Source organism: Corynebacterium sp. 5QC2CO, assembly GCF_024580435.1.
GTDB lineage: Bacteria > Actinomycetota > Actinomycetes > Mycobacteriales > Mycobacteriaceae > Corynebacterium > Corynebacterium jeikeium_D.
Genome location: NZ_JANIKI010000001.1, coordinates 345,275 through 362,585, shown reverse-complemented (window position 1 = coordinate 362,585; position 17,311 = coordinate 345,275). Strand labels below are relative to the sequence as shown.

Annotated in this window: 16 protein-coding genes; 4 read left to right on the top strand and 12 right to left on the bottom strand. The window is 59.6% G+C overall.

Features of this window, described 5'->3' with window-relative positions; all coding sequences use genetic code 11:
• Genes NQ014_RS01675 through NQ014_RS01665 form a run of 3 tightly spaced genes read right to left on the bottom strand, consistent with a single transcriptional unit; the run spans window position 1 to window position 3,193 of the window.
• Entirely contained in the window at window positions 1-1,527 is a 1,527-nt protein-coding gene (locus tag NQ014_RS01675; protein ID WP_257073264.1) for a DAK2 domain-containing protein, read from the bottom strand.
• Window positions 1,528-1,533: 6 nt separating this feature from the next.
• Window positions 1,534-2,199: a uracil-DNA glycosylase gene (locus NQ014_RS01670; RefSeq protein WP_070866690.1), complete on the bottom strand. Its 666-nt coding sequence runs from the start codon at window positions 2,197-2,199 to the stop codon at window positions 1,534-1,536.
• Between the two features lie 37 nt (window positions 2,200-2,236).
• On the bottom strand, window positions 2,237-3,193 hold the full coding sequence (locus NQ014_RS01665) for a thiamine-phosphate kinase (protein ID WP_049171566.1): 957 nt from the start codon (window positions 3,191-3,193) through the stop codon (window positions 2,237-2,239).
• A 111-nt stretch (window positions 3,194-3,304) separates the two neighbouring features.
• Between NQ014_RS01665 and NQ014_RS01660 the strand changes: the two genes are divergently transcribed.
• Window positions 3,305-4,285, top strand: coding sequence for a DUF3515 domain-containing protein (locus NQ014_RS01660; protein WP_069358786.1), 981 nt, complete (start codon window positions 3,305-3,307; stop codon window positions 4,283-4,285).
• A gap of 10 nt (window positions 4,286-4,295) precedes the next feature.
• Here NQ014_RS01660 and NQ014_RS01655 read toward each other — a convergent pair whose 3' ends face one another.
• Both NQ014_RS01655 and NQ014_RS01650 read right to left on the bottom strand, forming a co-directional pair.
• Window positions 4,296-5,399: a D-alanine--D-alanine ligase family protein gene (locus tag NQ014_RS01655; RefSeq protein WP_257073263.1), complete on the bottom strand. Its 1,104-nt coding sequence runs from the start codon at window positions 5,397-5,399 to the stop codon at window positions 4,296-4,298.
• Window positions 5,400-5,434: 35 nt separating this feature from the next.
• Entirely contained in the window at window positions 5,435-6,433 is a 999-nt protein-coding gene (locus tag NQ014_RS01650; RefSeq protein WP_257073261.1) for an NAD(P)H-dependent glycerol-3-phosphate dehydrogenase, read from the bottom strand.
• 112 nt (window positions 6,434-6,545) lie between these two features.
• Between NQ014_RS01650 and NQ014_RS01645 the strand changes: the two genes are divergently transcribed.
• Window positions 6,546-7,526 carry an NUDIX hydrolase gene (locus NQ014_RS01645; protein WP_187269737.1) on the top strand — a complete coding sequence of 327 codons (981 nt, stop codon included), beginning with the start codon at window positions 6,546-6,548 and terminating at the stop codon, window positions 7,524-7,526.
• 17 nt (window positions 7,527-7,543) lie between these two features.
• Here NQ014_RS01645 and leuD read toward each other — a convergent pair whose 3' ends face one another.
• Entirely contained in the window at window positions 7,544-8,134 is a 591-nt protein-coding gene (leuD, locus tag NQ014_RS01640; RefSeq protein ID WP_069358792.1) for a 3-isopropylmalate dehydratase small subunit, read from the bottom strand.
• 52 nt (window positions 8,135-8,186) lie between these two features.
• Entirely contained in the window at window positions 8,187-9,614 is a 1,428-nt protein-coding gene (gene leuC / locus NQ014_RS01635; protein ID WP_069358793.1) for a 3-isopropylmalate dehydratase large subunit, read from the bottom strand.
• 65 nt (window positions 9,615-9,679) lie between these two features.
• Here leuC and NQ014_RS01630 point away from each other — a divergent pair, with 65 nt between their 5' ends.
• Both NQ014_RS01630 and NQ014_RS01625 read left to right on the top strand, forming a co-directional pair.
• Window positions 9,680-10,405: an IclR family transcriptional regulator gene (locus NQ014_RS01630; RefSeq protein ID WP_257073258.1), complete on the top strand. Its 726-nt coding sequence runs from the start codon at window positions 9,680-9,682 to the stop codon at window positions 10,403-10,405.
• On the top strand, window positions 10,405-11,589 hold the full coding sequence (locus tag NQ014_RS01625) for an MFS transporter (RefSeq protein WP_257073257.1): 1,185 nt from the start codon (window positions 10,405-10,407) through the stop codon (window positions 11,587-11,589). Before NQ014_RS01630 ends, NQ014_RS01625 begins: the two co-directional genes overlap by 1 nt.
• Here the strand turns inward: NQ014_RS01625 and NQ014_RS01620 are convergent.
• The 5 genes from NQ014_RS01620 to NQ014_RS01600 form a co-directional block, all read right to left on the bottom strand.
• On the bottom strand, window positions 11,586-13,277 hold the full coding sequence (locus NQ014_RS01620; RefSeq protein WP_257073256.1) for an ABC transporter permease subunit: 1,692 nt from the start codon (window positions 13,275-13,277) through the stop codon (window positions 11,586-11,588). The genes NQ014_RS01625 and NQ014_RS01620 overlap by 4 nt on opposite strands.
• Window positions 13,274-14,740, bottom strand: a complete 1,467-nt coding sequence (locus NQ014_RS01615; RefSeq protein WP_257073255.1) for an ABC transporter substrate-binding protein — start codon at window positions 14,738-14,740, stop codon at window positions 13,274-13,276. The genes NQ014_RS01620 and NQ014_RS01615 overlap by 4 nt, the downstream gene beginning before the upstream one ends.
• Window positions 14,741-14,833: 93 nt before the next feature.
• Window positions 14,834-16,042 (bottom strand): MFS transporter, encoded by a 1,209-nt coding sequence (locus tag NQ014_RS01610; RefSeq protein WP_257073254.1) that lies wholly within the window; start codon window positions 16,040-16,042, stop codon window positions 14,834-14,836.
• Window positions 16,039-16,683, bottom strand: coding sequence for an ABC transporter ATP-binding protein (locus NQ014_RS01605; RefSeq protein ID WP_048735418.1), 645 nt, complete (start codon window positions 16,681-16,683; stop codon window positions 16,039-16,041). The genes NQ014_RS01610 and NQ014_RS01605 overlap by 4 nt, the downstream gene beginning before the upstream one ends.
• Entirely contained in the window at window positions 16,680-17,267 is a 588-nt protein-coding gene (locus NQ014_RS01600) for an ATP-binding cassette domain-containing protein (RefSeq protein WP_373467692.1), read from the bottom strand. Before NQ014_RS01600 ends, NQ014_RS01605 begins: the two co-directional genes overlap by 4 nt.
• Window positions 17,268-17,311 lie beyond the last annotated feature (44 nt).

Below are 17,311 nucleotides of genomic sequence, written 5' to 3'. Positions count from 1 at the left end.
CTACTCGATTCCTACCTGCAACAGCTCATCGATGCCGGTTGCATCGTAGGCTACGACCTCCACAGGCTTGTCCAGCCGCGCCCGCACTTGCGCTATGTCAACGCCCCCAGCTCCGCGCCCGAGCAGCAGAGTCACTAGTTCCCCGCCGCCAGCCAACAGGTCTGAGATGGTCTCTGTGAGCGCGTCAGTCAGGGGCTTATCGACGTCCGCAGCGACTACAGCCGTTCGCGTGCCATTGGCAGCCTCTCCCATCGCATACGCAGCAACCGCCAGCGGCAGCTCAGCCGAATGCACGGCCAAGGCAGCAAGGCCAGCCGGAATGGAGTCTGTGGACACTACCGCGAGCGTCGGATTAGCCGCGGCAGCAGCGAATTCGATATCCGCCAATTCCTGGTCGCTGACCAGACCATTTGGCAGCAGGATTACCTCATCCGCACCCCTCATGGCAGTCAGCGCCTTGGTGACCACATTGTCAGCGAACTCCTGGTCGGCGATGGCTGCGCGATTTGTGGGAGTGGATGTGGGAGTCGGAGCGGGGGTCGGGCTGATAGCAACCGCTCCCGAGGAGGTGATGAGATCATTCAGCGGACCGTCCGGCACTACCGCAATGAGGATGCGAGTGGACTCAGGTGTTGTCTCCGGCTCATCGAGCACCTCGATACGGATGCGTTCCGGACGACCGAAGTCGAGTGCCGCCTCAATAACTGCGCCCGGCTCCACTGTGTGGATATGCACCATGTACTGCGCGGTCTCCGCATTACCAGCATCACCTGCGATGATGAGCGAATTGCCCAGCGGGTTCAATCGCTCTCGCAGCGCTTCCACCGCCTGGGTATCCGCCAAGGAAATTAGGTACATGACCTCCATCTCAACGGTGGCTACGTGTGGCGCGTCGACATGCAAATCGACCGGTGCGGCTGCGCGGCCGCTGACTTCGTCGGCAAGCGCGTCGAGCAGAATGACCAACCCTGCGCCGCCGGCGTCGACCACGCCCGCCTGCTGCAGTGCCGGGAGCTGGCTGGGGGTTTTCGCCAGCGCATCGCGAGCGGCATCCGCGATCGTGTCGGCGAGCTCCTCAATCGAGTCGCCCTCAAATTCCTCCGCGGCAATCGCGGCGTGCCGCAGGACTGTCAGAATCGTGCCCTCCACCGGATTGGCAATCGCTTGGGAAACATGTTGCACAGCTAGCTTTAGCGAGTGTTGTACCGACTCAACGCCAATGCCACTACCGGAGGCAGCCTCAGCCACCGCGCGAAAAACCTGCGAGAGCACAGTGCCCGAATTACCGCGGGCGCCGCGCACTGCACCGGCAGCTAGGGCCGCGGTGACTGCGCGAACATCGGAAGCGTCAGCCTTTTGCGCTTCCTCATAGGCCGAACTCAACGTCGCGAGCATATTCGACCCGGTATCGGAATCCGGTACTGGGAAGACATTGAGACTGTTAATCTCGTCGCGGCGGGATTGAAGCGCGTCAATCCCCCGGGCAACCCAGCCGACAATGGCGGCAGAACCAATCTGCAAAGACATGAATTCCTATTCTAGCGTCCAGTCGATAGGGGTAGCTCCCTGACGAATCAGCGACTCATTGGCCCGGCTGAACGGACGCGACCCGAAGAACCCACGGGATGCCGACAGCGGTGACGGGTGCGGCGAACAGATGCAGTCCACGCCGGGGAGCCAACGCTGCAAACTCTGCGCGTCGCGTCCCCACAGAATGGCCACGAGAGGCTGATCACGGGCGACCAATGCTTTGATGGCATGCTCCGTGATTGCCTCCCAGCCCTTACCGCGGTGCGAGGCAGCAGCACCCGGGCGCACGGTCAGTACACGGTTGAACAGGGCCACGCCCTGCCTACTCCACGGAGTGAGGTCACCGTTGGAGGGAGCCGGGAGCCCCAGGTCGGAGGAGTACTCCTTAAAAATATTCGCCAACGACCGCGGTACCGGCTTCACATCCGGCTGGACCGAGAAGCTAAGCCCCATCGCATGCCCCGGGGTCGGGTACGGGTCCTGACCGATAATGAGCACCTTGACCTCATCGAATGGATAAGTAAAGGCGCGCAGCACATCGGTGCCCGCGGGCAGGTAACCGTAGCCGGCCGCGTTCTCCTCGCGCAGGAACTGCCCCATCCGGTGGATGTCATCGGCCACTGGCTCCAGCGCCTTCTGCCACCCTTCTTCGACCGGCAACGGATCCATGTCATGCAGCCTTTCTTCTCAAAACCTCGTCGAACTCTTAAAAGGAAACCCAACCGGCATCGCGGGCAGGAGGTTTGCCGTCGATAAGCACCGAATCGAACTTTTCCTTCGACACCGTGCCGATAGCGCGGAACCCCGTCGGAGGCTCCCCCGGTGTCGAACCGATCAGTGTGTGGTCCTCCCCGCCGGTGAGCACCCACTCCCACGGGTCGATGCCCAGGTATTCGCCAGCGGCAATCTGCAACTCATCGGGCGCAATGGCACTGCTGTCAACTTCCAAAGTAACCCTGGAGGCCTGCGCAATAGCGCGGAGATCCACCACCAGTCCATCGGAATTGTCCGTCAGTGAACGCACGCCTGTGGCTCGCGCCGTGGCACCCCTGCGGTATTCAAATTCGGGCGTACAGTGTGCTGCCACCAGCTGCGCAAACTCGCTTGGAACCTTTGCCGGGCTTCCGCAGTGCTGAAGCAGCGCAAGGCCCGCAGCAGAGTAGCCGATGCGCCCCGACGCAATCACCGTATCCCCCGCGCGTGCTGCTGAGCGCAGCAGCGGCCGCCCAAGCCCACCGAGTTCGCCCATCGCACTGATGGAAATCACCAGAGAATCTCCGCTGACCATGTCACCACCGACGAGCTCCGCCGGACATTGCTTGCCTTCCTGCCACAACCCCTCGGCGATACCGGTGACCACACTCACCGGAGTATGCAACGGTGCTGAGATGGCGAAAAGCATGGCCGTTGGACGCGCACCCATCGATTCGATATCGGCGAAATTCTGTACTGCGGCCTTAGCTCCAACTTGCTGAGGTGTCGACCAGTCCAGGCGGAAATGGCGCCCTTCCACCAACATGTCGGTGGAAGTGACAAAACGGGCGTTGGGGGTTGTCTGCGTCAAGACGGCGGCATCGTCGCCATTGCGTGCCGACGGGGCGATAGCCCGGATGGCCTCAATGACCCCAAACTCGCCAATATCGCCAATGGTCAATTCAGTCACAGTGTCGAGTCACATTCCTAATAGTCGATGGTTAACCGTTAATAGCGGAACCCGTCTCGGTATTGCCCCCAACCAATTGGAGTTGGTACCGGACAACGTAGAATCAGGCCCATGGTAGACGCACCCCCATCGGGAGAAACAGTTCAGTCCAAGGGTAGCCGGACACGCGCGGGCATCGCACTCGCTATCGCCATTATCTCTATCCTCGGCATCATTTTTGCCGCAAAGATTTACCAGGATAATCAGGCGACAAAGCCAGTCGCGATTTCCAATCCGGAGCTTCCCGCTAATGACTCGCCCGAGTGTGCGGAACTGCTCGACCGACTGCCAGATCGCGCCGCAGGTCTGGTTCGCGCCGACATTGCAGAGCCAGCTCCAGAAGGTGCCGCTGTGTACCGAAACTTGGAACAAGACCGCATCACGCTGCGCTGTGGCGCGAACGTACCTAGCCAGTACAACGAACTGGCTAAGACCGAAGAGGTCAAGGGCATTTCGTGGCTGCGTGTTGTCGACAGCACCGACGAGTCTTTGGCGACTTGGTTCACCGTCGGGCGCGAACCGGTTGTTGCGATTACCGCCGAAGGAAATGCAGAGGCGGAGGATGCCTTGAGTGACCTCGCCGAGGCGCTGCGCCCGGACTCCGAGTACAAGAACAAGCCGGAGCGCGGCGGCGTCCCACTGGTAGAACTGGCAGCTCCGGAAGCTGATAAGCGCTGCAGCGGCTTGGAGGCTGCCCTCCCCCGCGAGCTTGGCAACCGTCACCGTCTGAGCGCTGAGGAAATGCCGGCTGACATGCCGAAGGACATGGTCATTTGGGGCGGCACCCCAGCCGATCCAGTGGTGCTGCGCTGTGGTGTCGACGAGCCGGCTGGCTACAGCACCACCACGCAGCAGCTGACGCAGGTTGGCGACATTGTCTGGTTCAACGAACCAACGCTTTCCTCCGGTACCTCCGCCACCTGGTACGCCATGGGCCGGGAGCGCTTCGTCGCCGTTGAAATGCCGATGTCGGAGGCCAGCTCACTGATGCCGGTGCTCTCCTCGGTCATCGCGGACAACCTGGAGAACATCTCGCCGAGCGAAGAAAAGTAAGAACCAGCTGCTATCGACGAGCTACCAGCGCCCGCTCAATCAGGGCGCTGAGCAGCTCCTCGTAGGCTACACCTGAGGCCGCAAACATCTGCGGGTACATCGAAATCGGGGTAAAGCCCGGCATGGTGTTGACCTCATTGATAATCGGGCCATTATCCGTGACAAAGAAGTCCACACGAGTCAGCCCATCAGAGCCCAGTGCCCGGAACGCCCGACGAGCATCCGTGTCCAGCGCCTTCAAAACATCCGCTGGTAACTCAGCCGGAATCTGCGCCGAGACGACGTCATCCAAGTACTTGGTTTCAAAACCGTAAAAGCCCTCGTCGGAGTCCTCTGTGCCACGCAGCAGGGACGGGACAGAGACCTGCAGGCTGCCGTCAGCGCGCTGCAGCACACCAATCTCCACCTCGGCACCGTCTACACCGGCCTCCACAATGACCTTCCAGTCATGCTCGCGGGCCAACTCCACCGCTGCATCCAGATTCGCCCAATCATCGACGCGGGAGATACCAATCGACGATCCACCACGGGCAGGTTTCACGAACACCGGCAGGCCAAGGGTCTCCTTGTCCTCGTCGGAAAGCGACTCGCCGACGTGCAAAACAACTTGCTTGCCGATAGGAAGCCCCGCTGCCTGCATGAGATTCTTCGTGCGTTCCTTATCCATACCCGCCGCGGAAGCGAGCACGCCCGGGCCGACATAAGCAATGCCGGAAAGCTCAAAGAGCCCCTGGATTGTGCCGTCCTCGCCGTGCGGACCGTGGAGTACCGGGAAGATAACGTCGACGGTGTCGAAAACCTCGCCGGCGCGATCACCGGTGACGAAGCGGAATTCACCGCGGCGTGACGGCGACGTGCTCAACGCAACCTCCTCGCCCGGGATGACCTCAGGCATCGTACGCCCCTGCGTGCGCAGCGTATCCGTTTCACGCGTGCCGACGGCCCAAACACCATCCTTGGTAATACCAATGGGAACCACTCGGAAGCGGTCCTCATCCAGGTGATCCATAATTGCGCCGGCCGAGACACAGGAGACGCTGTGCTCAGGGCTTGCGCCACCGTAGATGACGGCGACGGAAATGCGATCTGCAGACGAGCTATTCGACGAAGTCATGGTGACTAAGTTTAGCCCCGACCTCGTTTAAGTGGTTACTCCGACTTGCGGCTACGCCCCATCAGCTTGCGAATTGTCTCATCAACCTTCGCGCCTTCGTGACAGACAGCGTAAACGGCCTCAGTAATTGGCATTTCCACGCCATTGCGTCGAGCTAGGTCACGGACCGAAATCGAAGAAATCACGCCCTCGGCCACCTGACCGCGCGTAGCGTGCTGCGCCTGCTCCATCGTGTCACCACGGCCGAGACGATCACCGAAGGTGCGGTTGCGCGACAGCGGCGAGGAACAGGTAGCTACCAAGTCACCGAGGCCCGCCAGCCCCGCGAAGGTCTTCTCTTCCGCGCCGACGGCATTACCCAGACGAGTGATTTCCGCCAGCCCACGGGTGATGATTGTTGCCAGCGTGTTCTCGCCCAATCCCTGACCAGCGGCCATACCGCAGGCCAACGCAATGACGTTCTTGCAGGCACCGCCGATTTCGCAGCCGATCACATCGGTGTTGGTGTACGGGCGGAAGTAATTAGTGGCAACTGCCGCCTGAATCATCTTGGCGTTGTTCTCATCGGCGCAAGCAATGACCGTTGCCGCTGGCTGCTCCATCGCAACTTCGCGGGCGAGGTTCGGGCCAGACAGCACCGCAATACGCTCTGCTGGCAGGTCTGTGACCTCCGCAATGACCTCACTCATGCGCAGATGTGTCTCGCGCTCCACACCCTTGGCCAGGCTGAGCAGAATCGTCTCCGGCCCGATGAAGTCCTTCCAGACCTTGAGATTGTCACGCAGGGTCTGCGAGGGCACGCCCAGCACCACCACGTCCGCGTCCTTCAGCGCGGCCTCTGCATCCGAGGTGGCCTCGATGTTTCGCGGCAACCCCAGACCAGGCAGGTAGTCGTGGTTTTCGCGGCTGATCTGAATACGCTGTGCCTGCTCCGCACGTCGCGACCACAGCCGTACAGGATTGCCCGCATCAGCAAAAACCTTGGCGAGCGTCGTGCCCCACGAGCCCGCACCCATCACTGAAACCTGCACCATCGCCGCGACCTTCCTCCGTTAGTCTCTAATCTCCAACAAGTCTAGCGAGACGTTCTCACACTGCGATACTAAACTAGGTCGGCGACAAAGGATTGAAAGGGAATTCACGATGATGCACGAAGAGGACAAGGACCTCAAGGGCGATACCTCCGTGACCGGTCGCCTGCGCCAGATTCCGACGAAGCCAGGTCAGGATGTCACCAAGCCGACCTTTGCGGCCGGCGCGGTTCTGTGGCGAGGCGATGTCCACAACCCTGAAATCTGCGTGATTCACCGCCCTTCCTACGACGACTGGTCGCTGCCGAAAGGCAAGCTCGACGCCGGGGAGAACCTCATTGCCACCGCTGTCCGCGAAATCTGGGAAGAGACCGGCTACCGCGTCCGGTTGGGCAAGCTCGTCGGCAATGTCTCCTACCCTGTCGCCGGACGCACGAAGCTGGTCTGGTACTGGACCGCTGAGGTACTAGACGGCGAGTTCGAGCAGAACTCCGAGGTCAACGAGCTTCGTTGGGTCTCCTGGGACGAAGCCGAGGAGCTGCTGTCCTACGACCTGGACCGCGACGTGCTAGTCAAGGCCCGCAAGCGCATGAACAAGGAACCGGACACTCGTCTCATTCTGGTTCGCCATGGGCGTGCGCACCGTCGCACCAACTGGAACGGCAATGATGCACTGCGGCCACTGGATAAGAAGGGACGTCGTCAAGCGGAACTTCTCGTCTCTGCCCTGGAAGGCTTCCGCCCCGAGCGCGTCTACTCCGCCGAGCCCGTGCGTTGCCAGGACACCGTCGCGCCACTCGCCGCGGAGCTGGGCATGCAGGTCACAGTCGACGAACGGCTTGGCGACGAGCACTGGATTGCCAACCAGGTCGAGTCCAAAAAGGCCTTTGAGGACATTGTCGCGCTCGGCGGAGTCAGCGTGATCTGCTCTCAGGGCATCACTATCCCGGACCTGCTTGCCGCCTGGTCCGCTGAGGGCACCCTGCCCTTCGACGAGGAAATCCTGTGCAAGAAGGGCTCGGCATGGGTGCTCGGCTTCAACGACGGTGTGATGACCACGGCTGATTACTACGCCTCTGCGCTGCCGGTGAAGTAGTTTGTGAGGCTTTTGGCCTACAGCGTCTTCGGCTTGTGGGCCGGACGACTCTTCTCGTAGGCCACAATGTCCGCTTCGTTGCGCAGGGTCAGGGAGACGTCGTCAAGCCCTTCCATCAGACGCCAGCGGGTGTAGTCGTCGACCTCGAACGGGAAGACCTGCTCACCTGCCTCGACGGTGCGGGTCTCCAGGTTGACGGTGAGCTCCATGCCCGGGTTAGCTTCCAGCAGCTTCCACAGCAGCTCGACATCGGACTGCTGCATCTGTGCGGCGAGCAGCCCCGCCTTGCCGGCATTGCCACGGAAGATATCGGCGAAGCGGGAGGAGATGACGACGCGGAAGCCGTAGTCCATCAGTGCCCACACGGCGTGCTCGCGGGAAGAACCGGTACCGAAGTCCGGCCCTGCTACGAGGACGGAGCCCTTTGCGTATTCCGGACGGTTAAGCACGAAGTCGGATTCGTTGTTGCGCCAGTTGCTGAACAGGCCATCTTCAAATCCGGTGCGGGTGACGCGCTTTAGGTAGACAGCCGGGATGATCTGGTCCGTGTCGACGTTGGATCGCTGCAGGGGAACGCCGACGCCGGTGTGAGTATCAAACTTTTCCATGGTGAAAGGTCCTTAGAAGTTCTGCTTGGGTCTGTTGTACAAAGATCGGCGGTTAGAGATCAGCCGGTGCTGCGAAGTGACCGGCGACGGCAGTGGCTGCGGCGACAGCCGGGCTGACCAGGTGGGTACGACCACCCTTGCCCTGACGGCCCTCGAAGTTGCGGTTGGAGGTCGAAGCGCAACGCTGGCCCGGGGTCAGCTGATCCGGGTTCATGCCCAGGCACATGGAGCAGCCCGGCATACGCCATTCGGCGCCTGCCTCTTCAAAGATCTTGCCCAGTCCCTCTTCTTCAGCCTGCGCACGAACCTTTGCGGAGCCCGGCACGATGAGCATCTGGACGCCGTCGGCAACCTTGCGGTCCTTCAGCACGTCGGCGACGGCGCGCATGTCCTCGATGCGGCCGTTGGTGCAGGAACCGACGAAGACAACGTCGACCTTAACGTCGCGCATCGGGGTGCCCGGCTTCAGATCCATGTACTCCAGTGCACGTTCGGCGGCGATGCGGTCGGAGTCCTCAGCGATGAACTCCGGGTCCGGCACGGTCTCACCCAGCGGCACGCCCTGGCCCGGGTTGGTACCCCAGGTAACGAATGGGGTCAGCGCGGAACCGTCGATTTCGACGACCTTGTCGAACTTCGCGTCCTCGTCAGTAACCAGGGACTTCCAGTATGCGACAGCCTCGTCCCACTGCTCGCCCTGCGGCGCGTGCGGGCGCCCCTTCAGGTATTCGAAGGTGGTCTCGTCCGGAGCAATCATGCCGGCGCGGGCACCGGCTTCGATGGACATGTTGCAGATGGTCATGCGAGCTTCCATCGACAGCTTCTCGATGGCCTCGCCACGGTACTCAATAACGTGGCCCTGACCGCCGCCGGTGCCAATCTTGGCGATAATCGCCAGAATCAGGTCCTTGGCGGTAACACCATCCTGCAGTTCGCCGGTGACATTGACCGCCATGGTCTTGAAAGGCTTCAGCGGCAGGGTCTGGGTAGCCAGAACGTGCTCAACCTCAGAGGTACCGATACCGAAGGCCATGGCGCCGAAAGCACCATGGGTTGCGGTATGTGAGTCACCACAGACAACGGTGGTGCCCGGCTGAGTCAGGCCCAGCTGTGGGCCGACGACGTGCACGATACCCTGCTCGCGGTCGCCCATCGGATGCAGGCGGATACCGAACTCCTCGGCGTTCTTGCGCAGTGTGGCAATCTGGGTACGTGAGGTCGGTTCCTCAATCAGATTGATTTTGCCGCCGGCGACAGTGGTCGGAACGTTGTGGTCCTCGGTTGCGATGGTCAAATCCGGGCGGCGTACCTTGCGCCCTGCCAGACGGAGGCCATCAAAAGCCTGCGGCGAGGTAACCTCGTGGACGAGGTGCAGATCGATATAAATCAGATCTGGTTCGCCGTTGTCGCCTTGCTTGACTACGTGGTCACGCCAGACTTTCTCGGCCAGAGTCTTCGGGCTGGTGTCCGTGGTGCGCATAGTGGGTGAGCCGCCTTCCGGATATATCTCTTTTATCTCAAGGAATGAGATGTTAATATCATGGCATGGGACAGATTAGCACATCCGAGACGCCAGCTCTAAGTGGTATTAAGGTTCTCGACCGTTCGGTACTCATTCTCAAGTCTGTTGCAGAAACTCCACGCACCCTCGCCGAGCTCTGTGACGACACCGGCCTGCCCCGCGCGACCGCCCATCGGCTGGCCACGGCGTTGGAAGTACATCGCCTTGTCACCCGCACTCCGGACGGCCGCTGGACGACGGGCCCCGGGCTCACCGAGATCACGCCTGTCACAACCGACCTGCTTGCCGACGCCGCAGCGCACATCCTCCCGAAGCTAGTAGAGGTCACCGGAGAATCCGTGCAGCTCTACCGTCTCACCGGCGACACCCGCACCTGTATTGCCTCCATGGAGCCCGCCACCGGGCTGCGCAACACCGTGCCGGTTGGCTCTCGTATGCCGCTGACCGCCGGCTCCGCCGCACGTGTTCTGCTGGCTTTTGGCCCGGCCAATCTCGCTGAGCGCATGCTACCCGACGCCGACTTCAACGAACAGGACCTCGACGACTGCCGACGTCTCGGCTGGTCCGAATCCATGGGCGAGCGCGACCCCGCACTCGCCTCCGTCTCCGCCCCGGTTTTCGACAGCAACCACCGCATGATTGCAGTCCTGTCCGTCTCCGGCCCCGTGGAGCGCATGACTCCGTCGCCCTATGAATGCTGGGGCACAAACGTTCTTTCCGCTGCCGAGGAGATGAGCTCCCGACTGTAATGCCCGCTTACCGTCACCTTGTCCTACTTCTGTCCATGTTCGCGGCGGTCGGTTCGTCCGTCGTTCACATGGGTGTGCCTTTTCTCATCCCATCCCTGCAGAAAAACGGTTTAAGCCTCTCCGCCGCCGGTCTCGTCGCAGCAATGCCGGCGGCCGGTATTGTTTTCACACTCATCGCCTGGGGCTGGTTTGTCGACCGCTACGGCGAACGCGCGGCTCTGTTCGCAGGCCTTACTTCTACCGCCTTGACGACGGGACTTGCGGCGCTGGCTTCGTCGTCAAGCCCGGCCCTGCTCGGGGCCGCGCTCTTCCTCGCCGGATGTGCGGCGGCGAGCGTGAATTCTGCATCCGGCCGCGTGGTGTCGGGCTGGTATCCGCCGCATCAACGCGGTACTGCGATGGGCATTCGCCAAATGGCTCAGCCCCTTGGCGCTGCACTATCAGCGGTAACCCTGCACCCTCTCGCGCAGAACTACAGCATCGGTGTCGCACTCGCGATGCCTGCAATTCTGTGCGCTGTGCTGGCGTTGCTTGTGCTGGTTGGAGTAAAGAATCCCCCGCGCCCTGATGCCTCGAACCCCACCGTCACGGCCAGCCCTTACCGCGACGGCAAATACCTTGTGCGCATCCATATCGCCTCGGCGCTGCTGTCTTGGCCGCAGTCGATGATGGGCGCCTACATTCTGGTGTGGCTGTTGTCCGTGGGTTATGCCGATAGCACGGCGGGCACGGTTGTGATGGTCTCACAGCTGCTCGGTGCTGGATCGCGAGCACTGATGGGTGTGGTCTCCGACCGCGTTCGGTCCCGCATCCGCCCCTACCGCTGGGTCTCGGGTGCGACTTTTATCCTGGCTGTCGCAATGATGATTGCCAGCTGGGCTAATTGGCGCACACTTGGCACTGTGCTGGTCTGCGCACTGGCCGTTGCCGTGGTCAGCCCGAATGGTCTTGCCTTCACCGCAGTTGCTGAATACGCAGGCCCCTTCTGGTCCGGACGCGCTATGGGTACGCAGAACACGTTCCAGAACATTATCTACGCTGCAACGCCTCCGGTTTCGGGTGCGATTGTGGCCGCTGCGGGCTTCCCCGCACTGTTTGCCGTCACGGCTCTGTTCCCCGCCGCCGCGCTGGGTATTGCGCCACGAGAAGACCAGAACCGCCACGGGCGGGTAGAGCTGGGCTAATCAGCCTGCCGCTTGCCGACGAATCGGTCGGTAGCAATGGTTGCGGCAACACCGAGGCTGGCTAGTCCAATCATCGGCCCCCACGCTAACCAAGGCGCCCGCTCGAGATATTGCGTGGATTCGTTGAGGATTACGCCCCAATCTGGACTGCCAACACCTGCGCCTACGCCGAGGAAGCCGAGAGCTGCAAGGGCGATAGCATTATGGGCAATCCTGGTCACGGCATGGCGGGCTACTGCTGGAATGGTCATGGGAAGAACATGCAGCTTCAAAAGGTGCCAACGGCTGGCCCCCATGGTTTGCGCAAATCGGTAGTGCCCGGATGCAGCGGCTTCGTTAGCGACTTCGACGCAATGTGCAGCCAGTGGAATCCACCCGACCAAAAACACCGCTATCGCAGCTGTCAGCATCGAGCGGCCCAAGACTCCAGCCAGAATAAGTCCCAGCAATATTGCGGGTACCGCATTCATGGCATCTCCGAAGAACTGCACTGATGCCCCTAGATGCCCAATCACAAGGGCGATGAGTGCGCACACTACGGTCACCAGGATTGCAGTTCCGATAGTGGCACCGATACCGTCGGCAAGCCGCGCCCAAATGTCACGACCAAGCTGATCGGTACCCAGTGGGTGTTGCCAGGACGGTGAAATGAAGCGTTTCGCAGAGTCGATGTCCGCGCTGCGGGGAATTCCCAGCGCAATTAGCACGATAGGAATAATCGACAGGATGAGACTCCAGAAACGTCCACCCCCTGTAGGCCGGCCAACAGTGGCGATGCTTCCTCGCAGCTTCCGCGCATACTGCCCCCGTATTGCCCGAGCCACGAGCCCACAGATTATGCCAATCCCCAACACCACAGTCACCGCAGCTTGCAGAACGGGAATATCGCCCGCAGTAGCAGCCGCAACCACGTTCCGCCCAAAGCCCGGCAAATGAAAGGTGACCTCAATTGCTGCGGTGGCCGATAACGTGCCCGCAAAGAACAGCGTCAACTGTGACAGTGTCGGCAGCAAGCTACGCCAAGTGACAAATCGAATAATTGTTGATCTTGGAACGCCATTGGTGCGCCATGACTCTACCCAGGGTTCTGACAACGCAGTATCAGCTGAAATCAGCAACACACGCCCATAGAGCCCCGCGGCGGGCAGGCCAATTGCCAGCACTGGCAGCACCATATGCGCAGGTGATGCCCAACCGCCTACCGGAAACATGCGCTGTTCAACAGCCAACCACCACAGCAGTAAAACCGCCACCACAAAGTTTGGCAGTGCGGCGAGAACCGCTAGCACGCTCGGTGTCCATTTTCCGGCTCGCAATCCTGCAATCCGTGGAAGTACGAGCGCCAGCGCAACGACGACGCACAACGCCATGGAAGCCGCAGTCAATGCGAACGTAATACCGAAGCCGTTCACGGCCTGAGCGAAAGCATCTTGTCCGGTTACCCACGAGGTACCAAAGTCACCGTGAAGAATATTTGTCGTCCACTGCTGGAGCGACTCCCACGGCGTTGTCGGCAGGCCATATTCTCTGCGAACAGCCTCAATAAGCTCCGGTGTTATCTCCCGTTCCCGCTCACGGGCACGCAGAACGGCGTATGCGGGTTCCCGTCCTGTCAACCACGGCAACAGGGCCGTGAGGACGAGAAGTCCCACAACTGAGGCAACTACCGCGAAAGCTTTCCGAATCACTTAGCCGTCTTCTCTGTAATCAGGTGGCGCTCCATCGGATCGAGTGCGATACCACGAACATTCTTCGCACCGATTAGCGATTTTTCATGAGACAGCGGAACTACTGCACCATCTGCAACAATTTCCGCGCCGATTCGAGCTGCTGCCGACAGGCGCTCCTCATCGTCGCCAAGCTCAGTGGCCTTCTCAATATCGACATCTATGGTCTGGTTACACAGCTGCGAGAGGTTATAAGAGCTCTCACAGGTGAAGTCTGATTGTAGGAAGCTGATCGGGTCAGCCGCACCGAGCATGTAATTGCGGGAGCCGACGATGACATCAAAGTTCCCCTCAAGCATGTCAGCTTCCAAAGAGTTGTAGTCGGCTACCGTGATGTCGACCGTGAATCCCATCTTGCGCAGCTGATCCGCAACAAGATTGGCAACTTCGGGCAGCTCCGCACGGGAATCCCACGTAGCCAAGCGGATTTCTTTCCCCTTGCCATCCGGCCCCGGCTTCACAGTGGTCTCAGGAGTTGCTGCCGCCCACGAGGCTGAACGATTAAAAATCGACCCCTTCGGATTCACCGCTTGAGCTTCAAAAATGTCCCTAACCACCGGTTCCGGATCGATTGCAGCGGCTACTTCCTTACGCAGTTCGGCGTCGGCAAACACGCCTTTGGCGGTATTAAAATGCAGGAGATTGACACGAGGTAGGTCCACCTTAGACACGTCCACGTCATCGAGGCCGCCCAGCGATGAGATTGGCAACCCCTTCACCAGATCTTGCTCATCTGCGCGCAGTGCATTCGTACGAGCTGTGGAATCTCCAATGAAAGACAATGTCAGAGTCTCAGTTTCCGGCTTACCATTCCGGTAGTCGGCGAATGCACGTGCGGATACGGTACCGTCTGGGTTTTTCGTCTCGAGCTCAAACGGACCAGTACCATGCCCAAAGGGGTCAGGTGCGTCCCCTTCATATGCTGCGGGTGAGAGAACCATAGTTCCCGGGTCAGAAAAACGCTTCACCAAAATTGGATCATCTTTATCCGAAGTGACGGTAACCTCTCGGTCGCCCGTCGCGGTAGCCTGAAGTTTGTTCTTGCCAAGCCCCTTTGGCCTCGTCGGCGCATCAATGGCATGCGTGAGTGAGTTGGCAACAGCCTGTGCATCGACTGGCGTTCCATCGTGGAAAGTCAGTCCATCCGGCAGAGTAAATACGACGGTGCGGGCATCCTTCACTTCCCACTTCTCTGCCAGTTCGGGCTTAGCGATGCCCTCATCATCAATTGCCACAAGCATTTCCGTGGCACCTGCGCGGGTCGACAGGACTGCGTCATCGGAGTATGGCGAAAACTCTGCGACCGGTTCGAATTGTAGGGCTACCCGCAACGCATCCGCGTTACCGCTCCCCTGCGCAAAGCAGGAGGTCAATGCGAACGGCAGTGCCGCAGTGGCCAGAATTAGTCCAATTTTTCGATTCATTTAATTACTTCTCTTTCCTAGGTGTCGAGTTTGGAGGAGCGATTTAGTTGGCTGACGCTGTCCAGTGCTTTTGATATCGACTAGTGCTGCGGTCTAGTGCTGCTGTCTCAGTTTGGTTAGGCCCACGGCCGATATCAGCAATAGAACGGTCATGATTGCCCACGGCGCTGCTGCCAACAACTGTGGGGTCTCGGCCCAATCCAAGGTGGCGCCAACCGCAATCGACCCCACTAAAACGGCGAGTCCACCGAAGCTGTTCAGAAAACCGTAAGCAGAACCGAGGTCCTTGTTTCCGGTTAGTTTTCCAACGAGGTCTTTGGCTATCGGAACTGCAATCATCATTCCGAGATGCATCACTAACAGCATTGTCACTGCCGGGGCTAAGGCCCACCATCCCTCCATGCGGATAGGTGCGCAGACCGCAATGATGGCGAAGGCAAAGGCCATCAGGCCAAAACCGCCACCAATGGCAACCCCTAAAGGCAGTTTTTCGGCCCATCTGGTCACGGTGGTTTGCAGCCCGATAACGAATACCGCTGAGATGACGAAAAACCAGCTCAGACACTCATCGCTGCCTGTGGCACGACGCAGTTCTACAGGAAGAGCCAAATACTGCTGGTTATAGGCGAGCAAATAGGTCGAGTAGAACACCGCAAACACAATGAACGCTCGATTGCGAAGGATTCGCCCCCACGCGGCAGTCATACTGCCACCAGCTGAATGCACGCCTTCCCATCTCCGCGCTAACAGCAGATGCATCACAAAGATGCCGGTAAAGATGGCTGCACCGGCAAAGGAAACAGCTGAAAAACCGATTGGGATCAACAGCGCACCAATCACAGGGCCAGTGAGCGAGCCCAAACGGGAATAGCTTTCGTCAAGAGCAAAGAGTCGTGCCCGTGTACACACTCCTTGTTTCTCGAGTTCGGCACCCCCACCGGCCAGCAAGGATTCAACTGCAGGCGAGAACAGTGCGGCCGCAAAGCCAATAAGGACAACGCCAACGAACATAATTGGCACGGAGGTTGCCAGTCCAGTTACCAGGAAACCTACAACGCGAAGCGCAACTCCAACGAGCAACACTTTGATTGCCCCGAAACTATCGGCAAGTCCGCCGCCGAGGAAGAACATTCCCTGTTGGCTAAAGGTTCGTACACCAAGTACCAGCCCCACCACGGCACCGCTGGCCCCTAAGTTGTTCGAGAGCTCCACGGCAATGAACGGGACAACGAGGTAAAAGCCGATGTTGAAAAGAAGCTGCGTAATCAACAGTGCTTGAATCTTTTTGGGCAACTGCTTCACGACGCTAGCTCCTCTGCAGCCGACAGGAGCTCAACAACTTCAGGAATATCGGTTTTATCTAGCTCTCCAACCGGGCCGCTATAGACCGCTTCCCCTGCTGACATGACGATTATGTGATTACACAGTCGCAACAAGCTGTTTATGTCATGAGACACCAGCAGTACCGTCGCTTCAGTACCGAGGAGGACCTCCTCCAACATGGAAGCGGTATCCCGGTCCAGAGCGGAAAACGCCTCATCGGCAATGATCAGTTCCGGTTTGCCAATGAGCGCACGTGCAATTGCCATTCGCTGGCGCTGACCGCCAGAGAGCTCGTGGGGTCGTCGATATGCAAATTCCGGGTCGAGCCCCAGAGATTCCAGCATCGCTCGAACATCCCCAGTTGCGAACTCACAAATGCTGTCGATTACCGGCCGATGTGGCAATAGCGTGGCGTCTGGGTTCTGCGGAATATAGCCAATTGGCCCCTGTGCCATCGTGACTGTGCCGCTGTCAGGACACAACTGGCCTGTCAGGAGACTGATTAGGCTACTTTTGCCCGCTCCTGATCTCCCCATGATGCCAACCACGCTTCCCTGCGGAATCGTGAGAGTGACATCGAGGAGCCTGCCTTTGCAAGTAACTCCATCGATACTGATCATGCGCAGACTCGCTCTTCCACAGTGCCACTTTCCAAATAGAGGATTCGTGTAGCGATCTTTCGTGCTACTCCCTCGTCGTGGGTGGCAATAACAATGGCTGTTTGCGTGCGCTCATGTAGCTTCCGCAGAGCGTCTACTACCTCAAGAGTCGCAATCGGGTCCAGCGAGGAAGTAGGTTCGTCGGCAAGCAGCAGCGAAGGCGACGGTTTCATCGCCAGCGCCGCCGCAATTGCGACACGCTGACGCTGACCTCCGGAGAGCTCCATGGGATATCGATGAGCCTGTTCTCGGGAGATACCGCAGGCCTCGAGCGCATCGAAACCACTGTCGTGCGCAAGAATTCGCACTTGCCGATCGCAGCGCACAAGAGGATTAAGGCACGCCAAAGTGTCTTGCATAATAAAGCTGGTCCGCAGACCTTGTTGACTTAATGTGCGAAGAAACGACGTCTTTCCCGATCCTGACTGCCCCATCACCGCGACAATGTCCTTCGGGAAAATATCAAGTTTGTCGATGTGGAGTACGTTCTGTTCGCCAGCTGATACATCGACATCACGCAAGCGCACTATCGCGGAATCGCCCATTCTCCCCTTCTTGCCAATCAGTTTCATTAAGGGGAGTTTAACAC

Coding starts and splice junctions, on each gene's coding strand:
- NQ014_RS01625 (WP_257073257.1), top strand. CDS start 10,405: ATGCCCGCTTACCGTCACCTTGTCCTACTTCTGTCCATGTTCGCGGCG.
- NQ014_RS01660 (WP_069358786.1), top strand. CDS start 3,305: ATGGTAGACGCACCCCCATCGGGAGAAACAGTTCAGTCCAAGGGTAGC.
- NQ014_RS01605 (WP_048735418.1), bottom strand. CDS start 16,683: ATGATCAGTATCGATGGAGTTACTTGCAAAGGCAGGCTCCTCGATGTC.
- leuD (WP_069358792.1), bottom strand. CDS start 8,134: ATGGAAAAGTTTGATACTCACACCGGCGTCGGCGTTCCCCTGCAGCGA.
- NQ014_RS01670 (WP_070866690.1), bottom strand. CDS start 2,199: ATGGATCCGTTGCCGGTCGAAGAAGGGTGGCAGAAGGCGCTGGAGCCA.
- NQ014_RS01645 (WP_187269737.1), top strand. CDS start 6,546: ATGCACGAAGAGGACAAGGACCTCAAGGGCGATACCTCCGTGACCGGT.
- leuC (WP_069358793.1), bottom strand. CDS start 9,614: ATGCGCACCACGGACACCAGCCCGAAGACTCTGGCCGAGAAAGTCTGG.
- NQ014_RS01630 (WP_257073258.1), top strand. CDS start 9,680: ATGGGACAGATTAGCACATCCGAGACGCCAGCTCTAAGTGGTATTAAG.
- NQ014_RS01655 (WP_257073263.1), bottom strand. CDS start 5,399: ATGACTTCGTCGAATAGCTCGTCTGCAGATCGCATTTCCGTCGCCGTC.
- NQ014_RS01650 (WP_257073261.1), bottom strand. CDS start 6,433: ATGGTGCAGGTTTCAGTGATGGGTGCGGGCTCGTGGGGCACGACGCTC.
- NQ014_RS01615 (WP_257073255.1), bottom strand. CDS start 14,740: ATGAATCGAAAAATTGGACTAATTCTGGCCACTGCGGCACTGCCGTTC.
- NQ014_RS01600 (WP_373467692.1), bottom strand. CDS start 17,267: ATGGGCGATTCCGCGATAGTGCGCTTGCGTGATGTCGATGTATCAGCT.
- NQ014_RS01675 (WP_257073264.1), bottom strand. CDS start 1,527: ATGTCTTTGCAGATTGGTTCTGCCGCCATTGTCGGCTGGGTTGCCCGG.